Annotated in this window: 15 protein-coding genes and 1 pseudogene; 11 read left to right on the forward strand and 5 right to left on the reverse strand. The window is 70.9% G+C overall.

Annotated features, from left to right (window positions below; all coding sequences use genetic code 11):
• Positions 1-12: 12 nt before the first annotated feature.
• The 5 genes from QYS60_RS21065 to QYS60_RS21085 all read left to right on the forward strand — a co-directional run bounded on the left by QYS60_RS21065 (position 13) and on the right by QYS60_RS21085 (position 3,640).
• Positions 13-687, forward strand: a complete 675-nt coding sequence (locus QYS60_RS21065) for a DUF6474 family protein (protein WP_371384169.1) — start codon at positions 13-15, stop codon at positions 685-687.
• Between the two features lie 11 nt (positions 688-698).
• The gene (locus QYS60_RS21070) at positions 699-1,184 is read left to right on the forward strand and encodes a hypothetical protein (protein ID WP_371384170.1); all 486 of its coding nucleotides are present in this window, start codon (positions 699-701) and stop codon (positions 1,182-1,184) included.
• 31 nt (positions 1,185-1,215) lie between these two features.
• Positions 1,216-1,791 (forward strand): copper resistance CopC family protein, encoded by a 576-nt coding sequence (locus QYS60_RS21075; RefSeq protein ID WP_099528116.1) that lies wholly within the window; start codon positions 1,216-1,218, stop codon positions 1,789-1,791.
• A gap of 16 nt (positions 1,792-1,807) precedes the next feature.
• Positions 1,808-2,755 carry a CopD family protein gene (locus QYS60_RS21080; protein WP_371384171.1) on the forward strand — a complete coding sequence of 316 codons (948 nt, stop codon included), beginning with the start codon at positions 1,808-1,810 and terminating at the stop codon, positions 2,753-2,755.
• A gap of 156 nt (positions 2,756-2,911) precedes the next feature.
• Complete coding sequence (locus tag QYS60_RS21085) at positions 2,912-3,640, forward strand: ABC transporter substrate-binding protein (RefSeq protein WP_371384172.1); 729 nt, start codon at positions 2,912-2,914, stop codon at positions 3,638-3,640.
• Here the strand turns inward: QYS60_RS21085 and QYS60_RS21090 are convergent.
• Positions 3,593-4,237, reverse strand: coding sequence for a DUF998 domain-containing protein (locus QYS60_RS21090; RefSeq protein ID WP_371384173.1), 645 nt, complete (start codon positions 4,235-4,237; stop codon positions 3,593-3,595). The genes QYS60_RS21085 and QYS60_RS21090 overlap by 48 nt on opposite strands.
• Before the next feature lie 300 nt (positions 4,238-4,537).
• Between QYS60_RS21090 and QYS60_RS21095 the strand changes: the two genes are divergently transcribed.
• From QYS60_RS21095 to QYS60_RS21105, 3 genes and pseudogenes are all read left to right on the forward strand, one after another.
• On the forward strand, positions 4,538-5,470 hold the full coding sequence (locus QYS60_RS21095; protein ID WP_371384174.1) for a helix-turn-helix domain-containing protein: 933 nt from the start codon (positions 4,538-4,540) through the stop codon (positions 5,468-5,470).
• Positions 5,471-5,629: 159 nt separating this feature from the next.
• Positions 5,630-6,010, forward strand: a complete 381-nt coding sequence (locus tag QYS60_RS21100) for a PLDc N-terminal domain-containing protein (protein WP_003939381.1) — start codon at positions 5,630-5,632, stop codon at positions 6,008-6,010.
• A 50-nt stretch (positions 6,011-6,060) separates the two neighbouring features.
• A pseudogene (locus QYS60_RS21105) lies at positions 6,061-7,700 on the forward strand (alpha/beta hydrolase).
• A 363-nt stretch (positions 7,701-8,063) separates the two neighbouring features.
• On the opposite strand, the gene QYS60_RS21110 reads toward QYS60_RS21105, so the two are convergent.
• A complete protein-coding gene (locus QYS60_RS21110) occupies positions 8,064-8,825 on the reverse strand; it encodes an IclR family transcriptional regulator (protein WP_371384175.1) in 762 nt (253 codons plus the stop codon).
• Between the two features lie 143 nt (positions 8,826-8,968).
• On the opposite strand from QYS60_RS21110, the gene QYS60_RS21115 reads away from it, so the two are divergent.
• Genes QYS60_RS21115 through QYS60_RS21125 form a run of 3 tightly spaced genes read left to right on the forward strand, consistent with a single transcriptional unit; the run spans position 8,969 to position 12,127 of the window.
• Complete coding sequence (locus QYS60_RS21115; protein WP_371384176.1) at positions 8,969-9,781, forward strand: SDR family NAD(P)-dependent oxidoreductase; 813 nt, start codon at positions 8,969-8,971, stop codon at positions 9,779-9,781.
• Positions 9,782-9,827: 46 nt separating this feature from the next.
• On the forward strand, positions 9,828-10,751 hold the full coding sequence (locus QYS60_RS21120) for an NAD(P)-dependent oxidoreductase (protein ID WP_289379166.1): 924 nt from the start codon (positions 9,828-9,830) through the stop codon (positions 10,749-10,751).
• On the forward strand, positions 10,748-12,127 hold the full coding sequence (locus tag QYS60_RS21125; RefSeq protein ID WP_371384177.1) for an MFS transporter: 1,380 nt from the start codon (positions 10,748-10,750) through the stop codon (positions 12,125-12,127). The genes QYS60_RS21120 and QYS60_RS21125 overlap by 4 nt, the downstream gene beginning before the upstream one ends.
• Before the next feature lie 55 nt (positions 12,128-12,182).
• Here the strand turns inward: QYS60_RS21125 and QYS60_RS21130 are convergent, their stop codons facing one another.
• The 3 genes from QYS60_RS21130 to QYS60_RS21140 are packed head-to-tail and all read right to left on the reverse strand — an operon-like array spanning position 12,183 to position 16,706.
• A complete protein-coding gene (locus QYS60_RS21130) occupies positions 12,183-12,821 on the reverse strand; it encodes a UdgX family uracil-DNA binding protein (RefSeq protein ID WP_371384178.1) in 639 nt (212 codons plus the stop codon).
• 44 nt (positions 12,822-12,865) lie between these two features.
• Positions 12,866-16,054 carry a carboxyl transferase domain-containing protein gene (locus QYS60_RS21135; RefSeq protein ID WP_371384179.1) on the reverse strand — a complete coding sequence of 1,063 codons (3,189 nt, stop codon included), beginning with the start codon at positions 16,052-16,054 and terminating at the stop codon, positions 12,866-12,868.
• A gap of 25 nt (positions 16,055-16,079) precedes the next feature.
• Complete coding sequence (locus QYS60_RS21140) at positions 16,080-16,706, reverse strand: TetR/AcrR family transcriptional regulator (RefSeq protein ID WP_371384209.1); 627 nt, start codon at positions 16,704-16,706, stop codon at positions 16,080-16,082.
• Between the last annotated feature and the right edge of the window lie 6 nt (positions 16,707-16,712).

Below are 16,712 nucleotides of genomic sequence, written 5' to 3' on the forward strand. Positions count from 1 at the left end.
GGGTCCTGTTCGATGGCGTTGTTCAGCAGGCGGAAGCGCCGCGCCACCCGCAAGGCGGAGGCGAAGGCTCTCAAGCACAAGGCGAAGCTCGAGGCCAAACTCAACGCGAAGAATCAGCGCAGGCGCGACAGCCGCCTGGCGAAGGCCGAGATCAAGGCGGCCAAGGCGCAGGTCAAGGCCGACAAGGCGCTGATCGCCTCGCAGTCCCGGGTCGAGAAGCAGCAGATCGCCACGCTCAAGGCACAGGAGAAGGCCGCCACGCAGAAGGGCTTCACCGCGGCGAAGGTCCGGCGCTACCTCGCCGTCGTGCGACTGCTCGCACCGGTCCTCGTGCCGCTGGTGTACCAGGGCGTGACCGCGCTGCGCGGCCAGCTCGACGCCGCGCGCGCCCAGCGCATGGGCGTCGCCGTCGACCAGCTCGGCGAGTACACCGGGCACGGCGCGCACCTGAGCGCCCGCATCGCCGGGGCCGAGAAGTCGCTCGCCGAGATCCTCGAGCGCCACCCCAAGGACGCCGAAACCCAGAAGTTCGCCGACGCCATCCGTGGCCGGCTCAGCGACCTGACGGCGGCGGTGCACGCGGCCGAGCAGATGCCGGCGCCGCGCCGCAAGGCCGCACACGCCGGCATCTCACGGGAACTGGACGGCATCGAGGCCGACCTGCTGGCCCGGCTCGGCGTGCGCTAGCGACGACCACCGTGGCACCCGGCTCGACCCTGCGCGGCACCGCCGCGGGAGCGCTGACCGCCGCCCTGGCGGTCGCCGCCCACGGCAGCGCGGGCGGCGGCGTGCCCGGCAATGCCGAGGTGACGCTGCTCGTCGCCGTCGCGGCCGGGGTCGGGCTCGTCGCGGCCCACCTGCGCGCGGTGCCCACCATCGTGCTGCTCGCGGGCGGGCAGGTGGCGACGCACCTGGTGCTGGCCGCGGTGACCACGGGCCATCTGCACACGTCGGTGCCGATGCTTGCCGCGCACACCGTCGCGGTCGTCGCGTGCGCGGTCCTGCTCGAGGCGGCGCAACGCCTGTGCGGGCCGCTGACCCGGGCGGTGCGGGCCGCGTGGCTCACCGCGCCTCCTCGCGTCGAGGCGGTTCGGACGCTGCTGCCACCCGCGACGGCGCGGTCGATCGCGGCAGCACGGGCGGCACCGGGCATCTCCCGGCGGGGGCCGCCGGTCGCGGCATGACCGCGACCCACCCCACCGGAGAGAGAAATCCATGAACATTCCGAACACGGTCGCCGCACGCCGGCGACAGACCCCACTCGTTCTCGCCCGGCTCGCCGGGCTCCTCGGCGCGGTCGCGGCAGCGTTGCTGTTCGCTGCCGGGCCGGCCGCCGCCCACTCGGTCGTCATCGCCAGCACGCCCGCACCGGGCGAGCAGATCGCCCAGGGCCCCGAACGCGTGAGCCTGACCTTCAACGAGGCCCTGCAGGAATCCTTCGCCGCCCTGACCGTCGTCGGCCCGGACGGCAACCTGTGGTCCAAGGGCGACCCCCTCGTCGAGGACGCCACCGTGTCCGTGGCGGTCGGCGATCTCGGACCGGCCGGCGAGTACACCATCGCCTACCGGGTGACCTCCGCGGACGGGCATCCCGTCACCGGCACCCAGGTCTTCACCCTCACGCAGGACGGCCCGGGCGCCCCCGGTGCGGCGGCCGCCGCCGGTGCCGCGGCGCCCGCGTCCGACAGTGACGAGGACAGCGGCCCGGCCGTGTGGATCTTCGTCGTCGTGGGCGTCGTCGTCCTCGCCGGCGTGCTGTGGTTCGTGCTGCGCAAGCCGAAGAAGGCCTGACGCCGGTGGCCGAGCGTTGACGACGAGCGGCACCGGCACCGCCGCGCACCGCGCGTGGCTGCTCACCGCCGGCGTCGGCGCCACCGCGGGCGTCGTCGCCGGCTGGCTGTTGGCGAACCCGGCCGCGTCGAGCTGGGTCCGGGCGCTGTCGCTGTGCCTGGGCGCGACGGTGCTCGGCCTGGCCGCGCTCGGCGTCATGGTGCGCGACGAGCGGCGGCCCCCAGTCGCCCCGGCCGACCTCTGGCGCGCGATCGCCGGGCTCGGCGGGATCTGGGTCCTGACGGAGCTCGTGCAACTCGTGCAACAGGCCGCGGACACGACGAACGTCCCGGTGTCCCGGCTCGGGCTGTCGCGTTTCGCGGAGTATCTCGGCAGCGCGGGCACCGGCCGGATCGGGGTGGCCGCGCTGGTGTGCGTGCTGGTGTGCACCGTCGTCGCGGCACTCGCATATCGCCGGTCGGCGACGTGGTCGACGGTGCCGGTCCTCGTCGCCGCGGCGCTGGCGCTCATCGCCCGGCCGGTCACCGGGCACATGTCGCAGCAGATCCTCGGATCGCCGCTCGACGCGGCGCACGCGCTCGCTGCGGCGCTGTGGCTCGGCACCCTCGTCGCGCTGGCCCTGACGGTCCGGTCCCGCGGCGCGTGGGCCCGGCTGCTCCCCCGCTACTCGGTGCTCGCGGCGCGATGCGTCGTCGTGCTCGCCGCGACGGGCGTCGTCGACGCTGCCGTTCGGCTCGGCTCGGTCGAGGCCCTGATCGACACCGGTTACGGCCGCATCGTGCTCGCCAAGGCCTTGACCCTGCTGGCGCTGCTGGCGCTGGCGTGGTGGTGGCGACGGACGTGGGTGCCGGCCGCGGCCGCGCACCGGGTCACCGCGGAGGTGTCGCTGCGCAACGCGGTGCTCGAGGTCGCCGCGACGTCCGTCGCGTTCGGGCTCGCAGCGGCGCTGGCCACCAGCGCCTGAACCGCTCGCGAATCTGGATTGCGGGCGGGCGGCCGCGCACAATGAGTGGGTGCCGACAAGTGTGCGACGGAACGGACAGGCACAACCGACGGGACCGTTGCCGATGTCCGAAACCGATGTGACGACACGGGTCCGGCCTCACCCGGGCCGCCCGCGATGACCACCCCGGCCTCCCCGCTCCGGGTGGGATCGGCGATGCCCGACCCACCGTTCGAGTTCTACAAGCGGGACCGGCCCGTCGGATTCGACATCGATCTCACCCGGGCGCTTGCCCGGCGTCTCGGCCGGCGCTGGGAGTTGGTCCCGCACGAGGGCGACGACTTCGAGACGATCTTCGACGAGCTGGCCTCGGGGCGCTTCGACGTCGTCGCCTCCGGCACCACCGTCACCGGGTCGCGCCGGGAGCGGGCCGCGTTCTGCGCGCCGTACTTCGGGTCCGGGCAGTCCCTGGCGGTGGACACCGCCCGCCATCCCGCGGTGCGAGAGGTGGCAGACCTGACAGGCCTGACCGTCGGGGTGCAGCAGGGCAACACCAGCGAACCGGTGGTGAAACGCCTTCTCGCCGAAGGCCGCATCGGCGGAATCCGGGTGTATGCGTACCACGAGATCGACCGTGCCCTGGACGAGTTGTCGACCGGCGGCTGCGACGCCTTCATGAAACTCGGTCCCGTGCTGAGGTGGCTCACGCGCGACCGCCCCCACGTCGACGTCGTCGAGTACGGCATCACCCGCGAGGAGATCGCGCTCGCGGTGCGCCTCGGCGACGACGTGCTGCGTGGCGAACTCGAGGATGCGCAACGTGCACTCGCGCAGGACGGCACCCTCGATGCGCTGATCTCACGCTGGCTCGCCCCGGACGACGGCACGTCGCTCGGCACCCGATGACGCCGGTCGGCCGGCGAGCAGGACGACCGCCAGCACCGCGATCCACAGCACGAACGCACCGAACATCACCCGTTCGACCGCGCCCATGCCGGGGGTGGGTTCGGCGGCGGCGACGGCCGGGACGTACCGGCCCGTCCATGCGCCGAACACCAGGATCGTCGCGACCGTGACGGCGGAGTAGACCCGGAACCAGGTACCGAAGGCAGCGGCCGCGAACCCGATGAGCGCGCACCACAGCGACACCGTCACCGCGCTGAGCACCAGGTGCATCGTGTCGGCGAGCGGCATCGCGGCCCCGGCCTCGATGTTCTCGCGTCCGGTCATCGGGAACGGTAGCCACAGTGGTCCCACGAATGCGTAGGCCACCAGGAGAACTCCCACGATGCGCAGGGGGCGGACGCCACGGCCCGTGCGCCACACGCCGATTCCGAAGGCAACGATCAGCGCGTCGTACACGAATCCCACGACGGTCAGGGGTGCCCGCGTCGGCGCGCCGACCGACGTCAACTCGCTGATCGCCTGATCGAAGCGGTCGTAGCCGTCGTAGAGGGCGGCCGCGAGTACCTCGTGCGCTCCCACATACAGCAGCGACGACACGATCCCGCAGGCGAGTAGCACCGTCGACGCCGTGTCCGGACGCCGCGGACCGTCGCGCCGAACCTGGGATGTGTACGAACCAGGAGTGGACACCGTCGACCTCCCCCGGACGCCGACTCGTCGGTGCGGGCGCCCGATGGGTCCAGCATGATCCGGCCGGGGAGGCGGCGCCAGAGACCTTCGTACCCGATCGTCCGCTGAGTGTGAGCCATCCGTCTGCCCGTATCCCCCGCGCCGGCCGGTGCCGCGTGCCACGCTGACGCACCGAGCCACGGACGCTCCGGGGCGGAAGGAGCGACGGTGTATCGGAAGATCGAACTGCGCGGCCGGCCGGGCTTCGAGGCGATGGCCTCCGATGCCGGGAACCGCACCGAGCTGTCCGTCCCCGACGTGACGCAGTTCCGGTTCCGGATGGAGATCTGCGACGTCGGAGCGCTCACCGTCGGCCGGGTGCAGATGTCACCGCATCGTGCTCTGCCCGGCCTCGTCGAGGACGGCGAGGTCGCAAACGTGTGTCTGATGCTCTCCGGCGAGCAGGTGGTCGACGACGGCACGACCCGCGTGCACATCAAGGTCGGCCGGATAGTCCTGCAGGTCGGGTGGAATCGGTACGATGCCGTGGATGCGGACGGGTCGGACCTTCTCCTCGTGCGCATCCCCCGGCACCGGCTCGAAGAACGGGGTCTCGATCTCGAGGAGACGTCCGTGACGTTCGGGCAGGCAAAGCCCACCATGTCTGTGCACGCGCTCAATGCGGTGGGGATGGCCATGCTTCGTGAACGCGGTCGCCGCAACACGACCGCGGCCCCCCGCGGCGTGGAGAACGCCCTGATCGAGCTCGTCGTGGGTCTGCACCACGAGTCGCTCGGTTACGGCGCCGATTCGGGTGAGCTGCGTGGCAGCGTCTACGCCCGCGCCCTCACCCTGATCCGAGCCCATCACCACGACCCGACGTTGAGCCCCACTGTGATCGCGGAACGACTGCAGCTGTCGTTGCGAAGCCTGCAGCGCGCGTTCGCAGCCCACGACACCACGGTGGCGTTCCAGATCCGGCGGCTGCGCGCGCACCGCGCGGCGGCGCTTCTGCAGGAACCCGCCTATACCCGCACAACGGTCGCCGAGATCGCTGCGATCACCGGTTTCGCGTCCAGCGCCGAGCTGCGTCGCGCCCTTCGCACGGTGCGCGGGGTGAGCCCGGCTGAGCTGCGACCACGCCGAGCTCGACCACGCTGAGCTCGATTGCCCCCGGAAGGGGCGTGGTGCATTTCGCGTCACAGCCGCACATTCCGCGTCACCGTGTTCCAATGTGCGGCGAAGACGGTGTACCTGTTTTGCGTCCGGTGTCCTTTCCGTCCGGTTCCAGGGCACCTCCGAACCTGAAGGGCGTGTGTGATGCTGGATTCGTTGTGGGACTTGTTGTGGTACACGCTGGTCGTCTTCGCGTTCGTCGCTTACCTGCTGATCCTGTTCCAGGTGCTGACGGACCTGTTCCGTGATCGCTCCACGTCCGCCGTGGTCAAGGTCGTGTGGATCGTCTTCCTGATCGTCCTGCCGTACCTGACCGCGTTCGTCTACCTGCTGGTGCGGGGCCGCGGCATGACCGAGCGGTCCGCCGCTGCCCACGACGCGGCCCAGCACGCCGCCGACGACTACATCCGCAAGGTGGCCGGACGATCCCCCGCCGCCGAGATCGCCGAGGCCCAGGCCCTGCTCGAGGCCGGGACGATCACCGGCGACGAGTTCGACCGGCTCAAGACCAAGGCCCTGCGCTGAGCACCACCGCCGAACTCCGACCCGCGCAGGCGGGCACCCCGCGCACTCGGCTGCGCGGCTACGGGCGCCGGTTCCACCCGGTCGGGCTGGGTCTGGCGCTGGTGTTCTTCGTGGGGTCGATGACGCCGTCGCTGCTGCCGCGCGTGTGGTACCTGCAGGGGGTGGCGACGGGAATCAGCGTCGCCATCGGCTACGGGGTGGGCTGTCTGATCGCCTGGGTGGTCCGGCGCTGCGGCGTCGATCCGCACTGGTCCGAGCGGACCCGGCGGATCGGCTGGTGGGTGCTCGCCGGCGCGGCGCTGGTGCTGGTGCCGACCTTCCTGGTGCTCGGATCATGGTGGCAGCAGATCATCCGCGATCTGGTGGGCGTCCCGCGGGCTCAGCGTTCCTTCTACCTGCTGGTGCTGCTGATCGCGCTGGCCGTCGCGCTGCTGCTGCTCACGGCGGCCCGGGCGGTGCGCCGGGGCACCGACCGGTTGACCCGCTTCGGCGGCCGGTTCGTTCCCGGTCCCGTCGCCCGCCTGGCGGCGGTGCTCGTCGTCGTGGTGCTGGCCGTGTTCGTGCTCGACGGCGCCGTCGACCGGGTCCTGCTCGGCGTCGCGGAGCGGTCGGCGGCGGTCGCCGACACCGGCACCGCCGAGGGCGTCACCCAGCCCCAGCTGACGGAACGATCCGGGTCGCCGGCGTCGAACGAGCCGTGGGACAGCCTCGGCCGGGAGGGCCGCACCTTCGTCGCGGGCGGCCCGACCGCCGAGCAGATCGAAGCCATCACCGGCGCGCCCGCACGCACCCCCGTCCGGGTGTACGCCGGGCGCGAATCCGCGGACTCCGTCGAGGGCATCGCCGAGCGGGTCGTCGCCGAACTCGAACGCACGAACGCCTTCGACCGCAAGGTGCTGGCGGTGGTGACCACCACCGGCCGCGGCTGGGTGAACGCGAACGTCGCGGGGGCCTTCGAGTACGTCAACGGCGGGGACTCGGCGATCGCCGCCATGCAGTACTCGTTCCTGCCCAGCGCGCTGTCGTTCGTCGCCGACCGCGAGACCCCGCAGCAGGCCGGGCGGGCCCTGTTCGAGGCGGTGTACCGGCAGTGGTCGGCCCGGCCCGAGGGGCAGCGTCCGAAGCTGGTGGTGTTCGGCGAGAGCCTCGGCTCGTACGGCGGGCAGGCCGCGTTCGCGTCGGGTCAGGACATCGTGGCGCGCACCGACGGGGCGCTGCTGGTGGGCACCCCGAACTTCGCGCAACCGTGGGGCCGGATCACCGCCGACCGCGACCCCGGCTCCCTCGAGCGGCTGCCCGTGGTGGACGACGGCCGCAACATCCGGTTCGCGTCCCGCCCCGACGATGCGGTTCTGCCGGGGCCGTGGGAGTTCCCCCGCGTGGTGTTCTGGCAGCACGCGAGCGATCCGATCACCTGGTGGTCGTTCCGGCTGCTGCTGCAGCGGCCGGACTGGCTGCGCGAACCGCTCGGCCCGGATGTGGACCCGGCATGCGCTGGTTGCCGTTCGTCACGTTCTGGCAGGTCACGCTGGACATGGTGTTCTCCGCGGACGTGCCGTCCGGCTTCGGGCACGCCTACGGTCCCGAGGCCGCCGAGTTGTGGGCAGACATCCTGGCCCCCGAGGGCTGGAACGACGCGGTCACCCAGCGGGTGGTCGACGCGCTCGGCGGCGATACCTCACCCAGCTGAACATCCCGTCCCGGTCGAACTCCCTACGACGGAATGGGCACGGTCCTGGCCACGCTCGACAAGAATCACCGAAAAGCCTGCGTGCTCGTGGAACTCGCGGCGGGGCGAACGCGTTGCCCTGACGCCGGTGCCCATGTCGCGCGCGAACACACGTTCAGGCTCGTTCAGGGCCGGGACCGCCCCAGTCGGTCGATCCGAAATCCCATGAAAAGTACTGCATCGCAATGTGACACGAGACTTCGATCGTCCAGATTTTTCAAGCAGAGGATCTGGACCTTCCAGTTGCGGGTTACCCGGCGCCTCGGCGATCGTCGGCCTTCGTGAGTTGTCCCGACGCGACCCTCTCGTGGCACGAAATGCGGTTCAGGCCCGTACTTTCTCCGCCACAGGGTGGCGCGTTGCCGGCGCGTTGAGTCGTTGCCAGATGGCGGCGGCAGCGCTCTGCAGCGGTATGCGGACCTGTTGCTCGTTGTCGACCCGCCGTGCCGATCCGAACACCGAGATGGCGGCGGGGCGACCGTATCCCTGCGGGCCGATGGGAGCCGCGAGGCAGGCGAATCCTTCCAGACAGCCGTCGCGCTTGTAGGCAATGCGGGATTCACGCACACGCACGATCTCGAGGTCGACGACGGAGGATGCCGATTCGAGCGCAAGCAGAGCCGTGCCGATCGTGGATTGTCGTGCCGGCGTCCTGCTGCCTGCCCGCGTCTTGATCGCGGGAAGGGATTCACCGCCGATTCGTTCCAGGTAGACCACGTCGTCGCCGTCGAGAACCCCGAGCTGGACGATGCAACCGGTCTGCTGGTGAAGCCATCGCAGGCTGGGCAGGGCCGCCAGGCGGAGAGCGTCGGCGTCGACAGCCGCCGAACCCAGTTCGACCATACGCATCCCCAGTCGATACTCCATGCCCTCGCGGCGGATCCAGTGCAGCGCTACCAGCTGCTCCAGCGCCCGGTGCACCGACGCCTGCGGCAGACCGGTGGCCACAACTACCTGCGTCAGGGTCAGCCCCGCCGGGGACGTGCCGGCCTTGGCCGCGAAGACATCGAGGATCCGTGCCGCCCGCCGCAGGACTCCGGTCGGCGGTTGTCCTGGGTCCTGTTCCTCCGGGTTCCTCGATCTCATTCTGTGTCCTTACACACGATCGCTGGGTCGGTCGGTAGTGCCGCCCGTCAAGTAGTAACAGTCCGCATGTCCCACCTCACCGGTTCTTCCATTCACTGGAACAACGGCTAGGACGATGCGGTCGGCGGGCCTGTAATCGGGACATGACCGGAGCACAGCGGTTTACACCAACAGCGTTACTGGCGGGCCGGCGCGCTGTCGTCACCGGCGGGGCGGCGGGGATCGGCGCCGCGATCACCGCAGCGTTCGCCTCACACGGCGCCCACGTCCTCGTGGTGGACAGCACACCGGCACCTCCTCCTGCCTTCGACGACGCCGCCGGTGGTGCCGTCACCACCCTCGACTGGGACGTGCGCACCTCGCCGTGCCCTGCGGAAGTCGTCGATCACCGGCCGTCCGTCATCGTCAACAACGTCGGACACTTCCTACACGCGCAGCAACCGTTCACAGACAACGCTGCCTCGCTGTGGGACGAGCTGCACGAGATCAATTTCGCGCACGTCCTGCGCCTGACCCAGACGCTGCTGCCGGGACTGGTGGAGCGCGGCGGCGGCTCGATCATCAATCTGACGACAGTCGAATCGCACCGGGCCATCCCCGGGCAGTCCGTGTACTCGGCGTACAAGGCTGCGCTCACGCAGTTCACCCGGTCGTTGGCCGCAGAGGTCGGCCCGTCGGGGGTCCGGGTGAACGCCGTCGCACCTGATCTCATCGAAACGGTGCAGGTCCCGTACGCCACTCTTGTTCCGCTCGACGACGTGCCGTTGTGGCCGAACTGGTCGCCACTCGGTGGCCCCGGGCAGCCCGAGGACGTCGCCGGAGCCGTCTTGTTCCTGGCCAGTGACCTGGCGCGATTCGTCACCGGCGGAACCATTCACGTCGACGGCGGCACTCACGCGGCCGGCGGCTGGGTGCCGCGCGGATCCGGGTGGACCAATCGCCCCCGCAACCCCTGACCACACCCGACCCTGACCCGCCCACCTTCCCGAAGGACGTCCAGTAATGAAGATCCTTGTTGTCGGCGGCACCGGCATGATCGGCGCCACCACCGCGACTCTTCTCCAGCAGCTGGGAGACGACGTCACCGTCGCAGCGCGCGGCCCGGTACCGAGCGCTTCGCCGGTGGCCGGCCTTCCAGTCTCGGCCGGCGACTATACGGTCCCCACTTTCACCGCGGAGCAGTTGTCGGTGTTCGACGGCATCGTGTTCGCCGCAGGACAGGATGTGCGGCACAAGCCGCGGGAAAGCGACGACGAACGTTTCTGGCGTGACACCCAAAGTGCTGGCGTGCCTCGCTTCGCTGCTCTCGCCAAAGAGGCGGGAGTTCGCCACTTCGTGCAGGTAGGCAGTTACTACCACCAACTCGATGAGCGATTCGCCGACGGCAATCCGTACGTCGCCGCGCGTAAGGAAGCTGACGAACAGACCCGGGCACTCGCGGACGATTCGTTTGTCGCGTGCACGCTGAACCCGCCGTCGATCATCGGGGTCGTGCCGGGGCCTTCATCGGAGCGGTACCGCCGTTTCGTCTCGTGGGCGGCGGGCAACGAGCCGCAGATCCCGGACTTCGCCCCGCCGGGCGGCACGAACTACATGTCTGCCGAGTCGTTGGCGCATGCCATCGCTGGAGCGTTGCGCAACGCCGAGCCCGGTGCTGCGTACCTGGTCGGTGACGAGAACCTTCGGTACCGCGAGTTCTTCCAACGTCTCGTCGACGCGGCCGGGGGTGGGCGCACGATCGTCGAACGTGACGAGCCGCACCCGCTCTTGCCGGATGCGGCGATCATGCAGGGGCGCGGGAACACCCTCTCCTATGAGCCCAGCGCCGAGACACTGCGTGTGCTCGGTTACCCCCGAGGCGACTGCACCCGCGCGATCCACGCCCTGGTGAACACGGTCCGCGAGTACGAACGGAGCGTCGCATGAGCACCGGCACCGGCACCGGCACCGACAAGCACATTCGGAAAGTCGCACTCTCGGCCCTGTTCGGAACGGTTCTGGAGTACTACGACTTCCTGCTGTACAGCACAATGGCCGCCCTGGTGTTCGGGGAGGTGTTCTTTCCCGGAGAGAACCCGGCAGTGTCGACGATCGCCGCGTTCGGGACCCTGGCCGTGGGTTACGTTGCGCGGCCACTGGGCGGGCTCATCTTCGGCCACTTCGGTGACCGCGTGGGCCGCAAATACATCCTGTTCGTGACTATGGCCCTGATGGGTAGCGCGAGCTTCCTCATCGGGCTGCTGCCCGGTTACGCGACCATCGGTGTGGCAGCCCCGATACTGCTCGTCGTACTGCGGTTCGCGCAGGGGATTGCCATCGGCGGCGAATGGGGCGGCGCGGCCTTGATGGTCGTCGAGCACGCTGATGCCGACAACCGCGGCAAGTGGGCCGGCGTGATGAACCTGGGCTCGCCCATCGGCTTTCTCATGGCAACCGTCGCGGTGGCGACCGTCAGTCTGCTACCCGACGAAAGCCTGGAGACCTGGGGCTGGCGCGTGCCGTTCCTGTTCAGCGCACTGCTGGTGGTGGTCGGTCTCTACATTCGCTCGCAGCTCACCGAGAGTCCCATCTTCGAGCAGGCGGTCAAGAAGGCTGCCGCCACTAGTGCCGACCGCATACCGTTGGCGCGCGTGCTGAGGACGCCGCGCCCCGTACTGCTCGCCTGCGGTGCCGGTATCGCGCCGTTCGCGCTGACGGCGCTGATCACCTCGCACATCATCTCCTACACGACCGGGATCGGTTACGAGCGATCCACCGTCATGCAGGTGCTGGTGCTGTTGTCGGTGGTCTCCTTGGTCGTCATCCCACTGTCGTCAGCGTTGTCCGATCGAGTCGGGCGCCGACCGATCGTGCTCACCGGCGCCGTCGCGGCAGTGCTCTACGCGTTTCCGTTGTACATGCTCGTGGACTCCGGCTCGGTGGTGTTGCTGGTCGTCGGCCTGGTCATCGGACAGGTCATCCAGAACATCATGTTCGCTCCGCTGGTGCCGCTGCTGTCGGAGATGTTCGGCGCCACCGTGCGGTACACGGGAGCATCGCTGGGCTACCAGGGCGCAAGCCTGATCGGTGCCGGCTTCACACCTCTGATCGCCAGCGCCCTGCTCGCAGCGCTCGGTGGGGGCAGTTGGCCGTTGAGCCTGATCATTGCCGCGACCGCCGGGATCTCGATCGTCGCCATTGCTCTGACCGCCGAAACGCGCGGGGTAGCGCTCGGAGCGGACTCTGATGCAGGTGAGCGTGGAAACGTCGATGCTTCTACGAGAGAGGACGCTGTCGGCGCCGGGTCCGAGAACTCGGTCTGACGAATCGACAGCTCGAGAAGGAGGTAGATCACGAAGTGGTCCTGGAGGACGCCCGTTACAGCGCCCCGGCGGCCACCCGCAGATCCGCGACCAACCCGGCGAGCGCCTCCTCCCGCTGCTCGCTCGGTCCGCGCAGAATCGCCGAGGGGTGGATCGTGGCGACGACGGCCGGATCCGACGGGATCTCCGCATCCGGGTGCAGGATCTCCCCGCGATGTGCGGTCACCCGGAACGACGGCCCGAGCAGCGACTGGGCCGCGGTGGCGCCGAGGCACACGAGCACCTCGGGTCGCACCGCCTGCAGCTCGGCGACCAGCCAAGGCCGGCACGCGACGACCTCGCCGCGTGCCGGCTTCTTGTGGATGCGACGCCCGCCCGCGGCGGCCCGCTCGAACTTGAAGTGCTTGACCGCGTTGGTCACGTACACCTCGCCGCGATCGATGCCCGCCTCCTCGAGGGCCCGGTCGAGCAGCCGCCCGGCGGGGCCGACGAACGGCTCCCCCACCCGGTCCTCCTGATCGCCGGGCTGTTCGCCGACGAGCACGAGCCGGGCCGTGGCCGGACCGGCGCCGAACACGGTGCGTTCGGCGTTCCGGTACAGATCGCATCCGCGGCAGCCGCTCGCCGCGGCAGCCAGCTCGGCCAGGTCGGTCGTTTCCGGCACGAACTCCCCGGCTCCCGGTTGCCTGCTCACCGCCACCTCCTTCACGTCGGTGCCGGACGGGTACCCGCCCTCGCTCAGGACATGCGCAGCCGCGACACCCAGGCCCGGGTGTCGGCCGGATCGATGACGTCGTCGAGCTCGAAGATCGTCGCGGCCTGCAGCGCCTTGCCGTGCTGGTAGGCGGCGGCGACGAGCTGCGCGAACAGTTCGTCACGCGCGGCCGGGTCGGGGGCGGCCTCGAGTTCCTTGCGGAAGCCGAGCCGCACCGCACCCTCGAGTCCCATGCCGCCGATCTCGCCGGTGGGCCACGCCACGGTGAACTCGGGGGCGTGGAAGGACCCGCCGGCCATCGCCATGGCGCCGAGCCCGTAGCCCTTGCGCAGGATGATCGTGCCGAACGGGACGGTCAGGCGCGCGCCGGCGACGAACAGCCGCCCGAACCGGCGCACCGTGGCCTCCTTCTCCGACTCGGGTCCGACCATGAATCCCGGTGTGTCACAGAGGCTCACGACGGGCATTCGGTGCGCCTGGCACAGTTCGAGGAAGTCGGCGGCCTTGTCCGCGGCCTCGGCGTCGATCGCGCCGCCGAGGTGGTGGCTGCTGTTGGCGAGCACCCCGTACGCGGCGCCCTCGACGCGGACCAGAGCGGTGACGATGCCGACGCCGTAGTCGCCGCGCAGTTCGAGCACGGAGCCGACGTCGGCGATCGCGTCGATCGCGGCGCGCACGTCGTAGGCGCGCAACCGGTTCTCCGGAACCACGTGCCGCGCGAGCCGCGGATCCGGGGCCTGCCAGTCGTCGGTCGCGGTGGTGAAGTACCCGAGGTACTGCCGCGCCAGCTCGACGGCGTGCGCCTCGTCGTGCGCGGCGAGGTGTACGACGCCGTTGCGGCGCTGCACGTCGACGGGGCCGATGTCCTCGGGCCGGAAGACGCCGAGACCGCCGCCCTCGATCATCGCGGGACCGCCCATGCCGATGTTGGCCTCGGGGGTGGCGATCAGCACGTCGCACACGCCGGCGAGGGCGGCGTTGCCGGCGAAGCACCGACCGGAGACCACCGCGATCGTCGGGACGCGTCCGCGCAGGGCGGCCATCGCCCGGAAGGTCGACAGTTCCAGGCCCTGTCCGGGTCCGGCGTCGACGTCACCGGGGCGCCCGCCGCCGCCCTCGGCGAACAGCACGAGCGGTACCTCGCGCCGGGCGGCGAGTGCGAGCAGCCGGTCGGTCTTGGCGTGGTTGCGCATGCCCTGCGTGCCGGCGAGGACGGTGTAGTCGTAGGAGACCACGACCGATTCGGCGCCGTCGATGCGGGCGAGACCGCCGACGAGGCCGTCGGCGGGGGTGTTGGCGATCAGGTCCTCCTCGCTGCGCCGGCTGCGCTGCGCGGCGAGCACGAGCGGCCCGTACTCGACGAAGGTGCCGTCGTCGACGAGGTCGGCGATGTTCTCCCGCGCGGTGCGGCGGCCGGTCCGGTGCCGCTTGGCCACGGCGTCGGGCCGGGCGGCGTCGAGGGTGCGTTCGTGCCGGTCGCGGATCTCTGCAACGTCGTCGCGCACGGTGTCGAGGTCGCGCTCACCGTCGTCACCGGCGGCTGCGGCGCCGGACTCGGCGCGCACCACGGCCAGCACCTCCCCCGGTTGCACGGTCTGTCCGGGCCGCACCAGCAGCCGCACCACGGTGGCGGGTCCGGAGGCGGACACCACGTGCTGCATCTTCATCGCCTCGAGCACGACGACGGGAGCGCCCGCGGTGAGCGCGTCGCCGTCGGCGGCGGTCTCGACGACGGTGCCGACCATGTCGGCCCGCACCGCCTCCTCCCCGGCGTGCAGTTCCGGCGCGACGGCCGGTGCGTCGTCGGGGCCGGCGACGGCGAGGTCGGCGATCCGCTCGTCCAGCCACGACGTGTGCACGTCGCAGGCGGCGAAGTCTTTGTCGCGCAGGATGTTCTGCAGGAACTCGGTGTTGGTGGCGACCCCGGCGACGAGCAGGCCCCCGAGGGCCGCGTCCGTCTTGCGCAGCGCCGCGGCGAAGTCGTCGATGCGGGTGTGGGTGATCACCTTGGCCAGCAACGAGTCGTAGCGCGGACTGGTCGTCAGCCCGGGACGGCCGTAGGTGTCGACGCGGACGCCCGGCCCGGTGGGCGGGGTGAACGCGGTGAGCGTGCCGGACGCGGGTACGGCCCGTCCGTCCGGGCGCATGGTCTCGGTGTTGACGCGGGCCTGGACGGCGATCCCCTGCGCGGCGGCGGGCTCACCACGCACCCCGGCGCCGTCGGCGGTGACGCCGCCGGGCAGGCCGAGTTCGCCGAACCGGGCACCGCGGGCGATCGCCACCTGCGTCGCGACCAGGTCGATGCCGGTGACCTCCTCGGTCACCGTGTGCTCCACCTGAATTCGCGGATTCACCTCGAGGAACACCGCCTGATCGCCGGCGACGAGGAACTCGACGGTGGCGAGGCCGCGGTACCCTACCGACGCGCACAGCCGGGCCGCGGCCTCGTGCAGCGTGCGTCGCACGGTCGCGTCGAGCCGTTGCGCGGGAGCGACTTCCACCAGTTTCTGGTGGCGCCGCTGCACGCTGCAGTCCCGGTCGCCGAGCGCGAGGGCGCGCACTCCGCCCGCGTCGTCGGCTGCGGCGACGATCTGCACCTCGATGTGCCGGGCGCGGTCGCACAGCGCCTCGGCGAACAGCGCGCCGTTGCCGAAGCCGTGTTCCGCCTCCGTGGTACACGCCCGGAAGGCGTCGTCGAGGGTCGCGGCGTCGCGCACCACCCGCATGCCGCGGCCACCACCACCGGCGAGCGCCTTGAGGACGATGCCGCCGGGGTGGGCGGCGAGGAAGTCGCGGGCCGCGTCGACGGTGACGCCCCCGTCGGTGGCGGGCAGCACGGGCACCCGGGCGGCGACGGCGGCGTGGCGGGCGGCGGCCTTGTCGCCGAAGATCCGCAGCACCTGCGGGTCGGGTCCGACGAACGTCACCCCGGCCGCGGCGCAGGCGTCGGCGAATTCGGCGTTCTCGCTGAGGAATCCGTATCCGGGGTGGACGAGGGTGCAGCCGGTCTCGGTGGCGGCGCGCAGCAGGGCCTGACCGTCGAGGTAGGCGGCGGGCCCGGCACCGGTCAGCGCGACGGCGCGGGTGGCGGCGGCGACGTGGGGGCTGTCGGCGTCGTCCTCGGCATACACGGCGACGGTGTCGATGCCGAGTTCGGTGGCGGAGCGGACGACGCGCAGCGCGATCTCGCCGCGGTTGGCTACGAGCAGCATGGGTGGTCCTGTCGGTCGGGGCCGGTCAGCGGAAGCCGATGAGCCGTTCGGACATCGCGATCATGTCGTCGATGTAGGAGAGCTGTTCCTGTCGCGGGGCGTCGAGCAGGCGCACGGCGCCGGCACGCTGGGCGTCGACGAGGGTGCGCGCGATCCGTTCCGGGTGCGCGCTGAGCGTGACGTCGCCGGTGGCGTCGATGCGCTCGACGAAGCGGACGTAGCGCCCGACGAGCCGCTCGCGCACGCTCTCCCATTCCTTGCCCACCTCGTCGTCGAGGCGGGCACGGTGCTCGATCAGCTCGAGAATGCGGCCGTTGGCGTACATGGATTCGATGGAAGCCCGGGTCGTCGTGCGCAGCACCTCCCGCAGATCGTCCACCGTCGGTCCCTCCACGTGCTGGGCGTCGAGGAACTGCCGGCACACGAGGGTGGCGAGGGCGCGGAACACCTCCTCCTTGGAGGAGAAGTAGGCGTAGAAGGTGGCGCGGGAGACGGCGGCGCGGTCGGTGATCACCGCGACGGTGGTGCGCTCGTAGCCGAGTTCACCGAAGCAGTCGCGGGCGGCGTCGAGCAGTTCCCGCCGGCGCGGTCCGTCGCTGTCGCGGCGCGCGGATCGGGCCCGCTCCTGGGCTTCGCTCGTGGTCACCCGCACAGCATG

This window comes from Rhodococcus sp. GXMU-t2271, from assembly GCF_041414735.1.
In the GTDB taxonomy this organism is placed as follows: domain Bacteria; phylum Actinomycetota; class Actinomycetes; order Mycobacteriales; family Mycobacteriaceae; genus Rhodococcus; species Rhodococcus indonesiensis.

Excerpts from the sequence above, each read along its gene's own strand:
- QYS60_RS21075 (WP_099528116.1), top strand. The coding sequence starts at position 1,216 with ATGAACATTCCGAACACGGTCGCCGCACGCCGGCGACAGACCCCACTC.
- QYS60_RS21110 (WP_371384175.1), bottom strand. The coding sequence starts at position 8,825 with ATGAGATCGAGGAACCCGGAGGAACAGGACCCAGGACAACCGCCGACC.
- QYS60_RS21120 (WP_289379166.1), top strand. The coding sequence starts at position 9,828 with ATGAAGATCCTTGTTGTCGGCGGCACCGGCATGATCGGCGCCACCACC.
- QYS60_RS21065 (WP_371384169.1), top strand. The coding sequence starts at position 13 with ATGGCGTTGTTCAGCAGGCGGAAGCGCCGCGCCACCCGCAAGGCGGAG.
- QYS60_RS21125 (WP_371384177.1), top strand. The coding sequence starts at position 10,748 with ATGAGCACCGGCACCGGCACCGGCACCGACAAGCACATTCGGAAAGTC.
- QYS60_RS21115 (WP_371384176.1), top strand. The coding sequence starts at position 8,969 with ATGACCGGAGCACAGCGGTTTACACCAACAGCGTTACTGGCGGGCCGG.
- QYS60_RS21135 (WP_371384179.1), bottom strand. The coding sequence starts at position 16,054 with ATGCTGCTCGTAGCCAACCGCGGCGAGATCGCGCTGCGCGTCGTCCGC.
- QYS60_RS21085 (WP_371384172.1), top strand. The coding sequence starts at position 2,912 with ATGACCACCCCGGCCTCCCCGCTCCGGGTGGGATCGGCGATGCCCGAC.
- QYS60_RS21100 (WP_003939381.1), top strand. The coding sequence starts at position 5,630 with ATGCTGGATTCGTTGTGGGACTTGTTGTGGTACACGCTGGTCGTCTTC.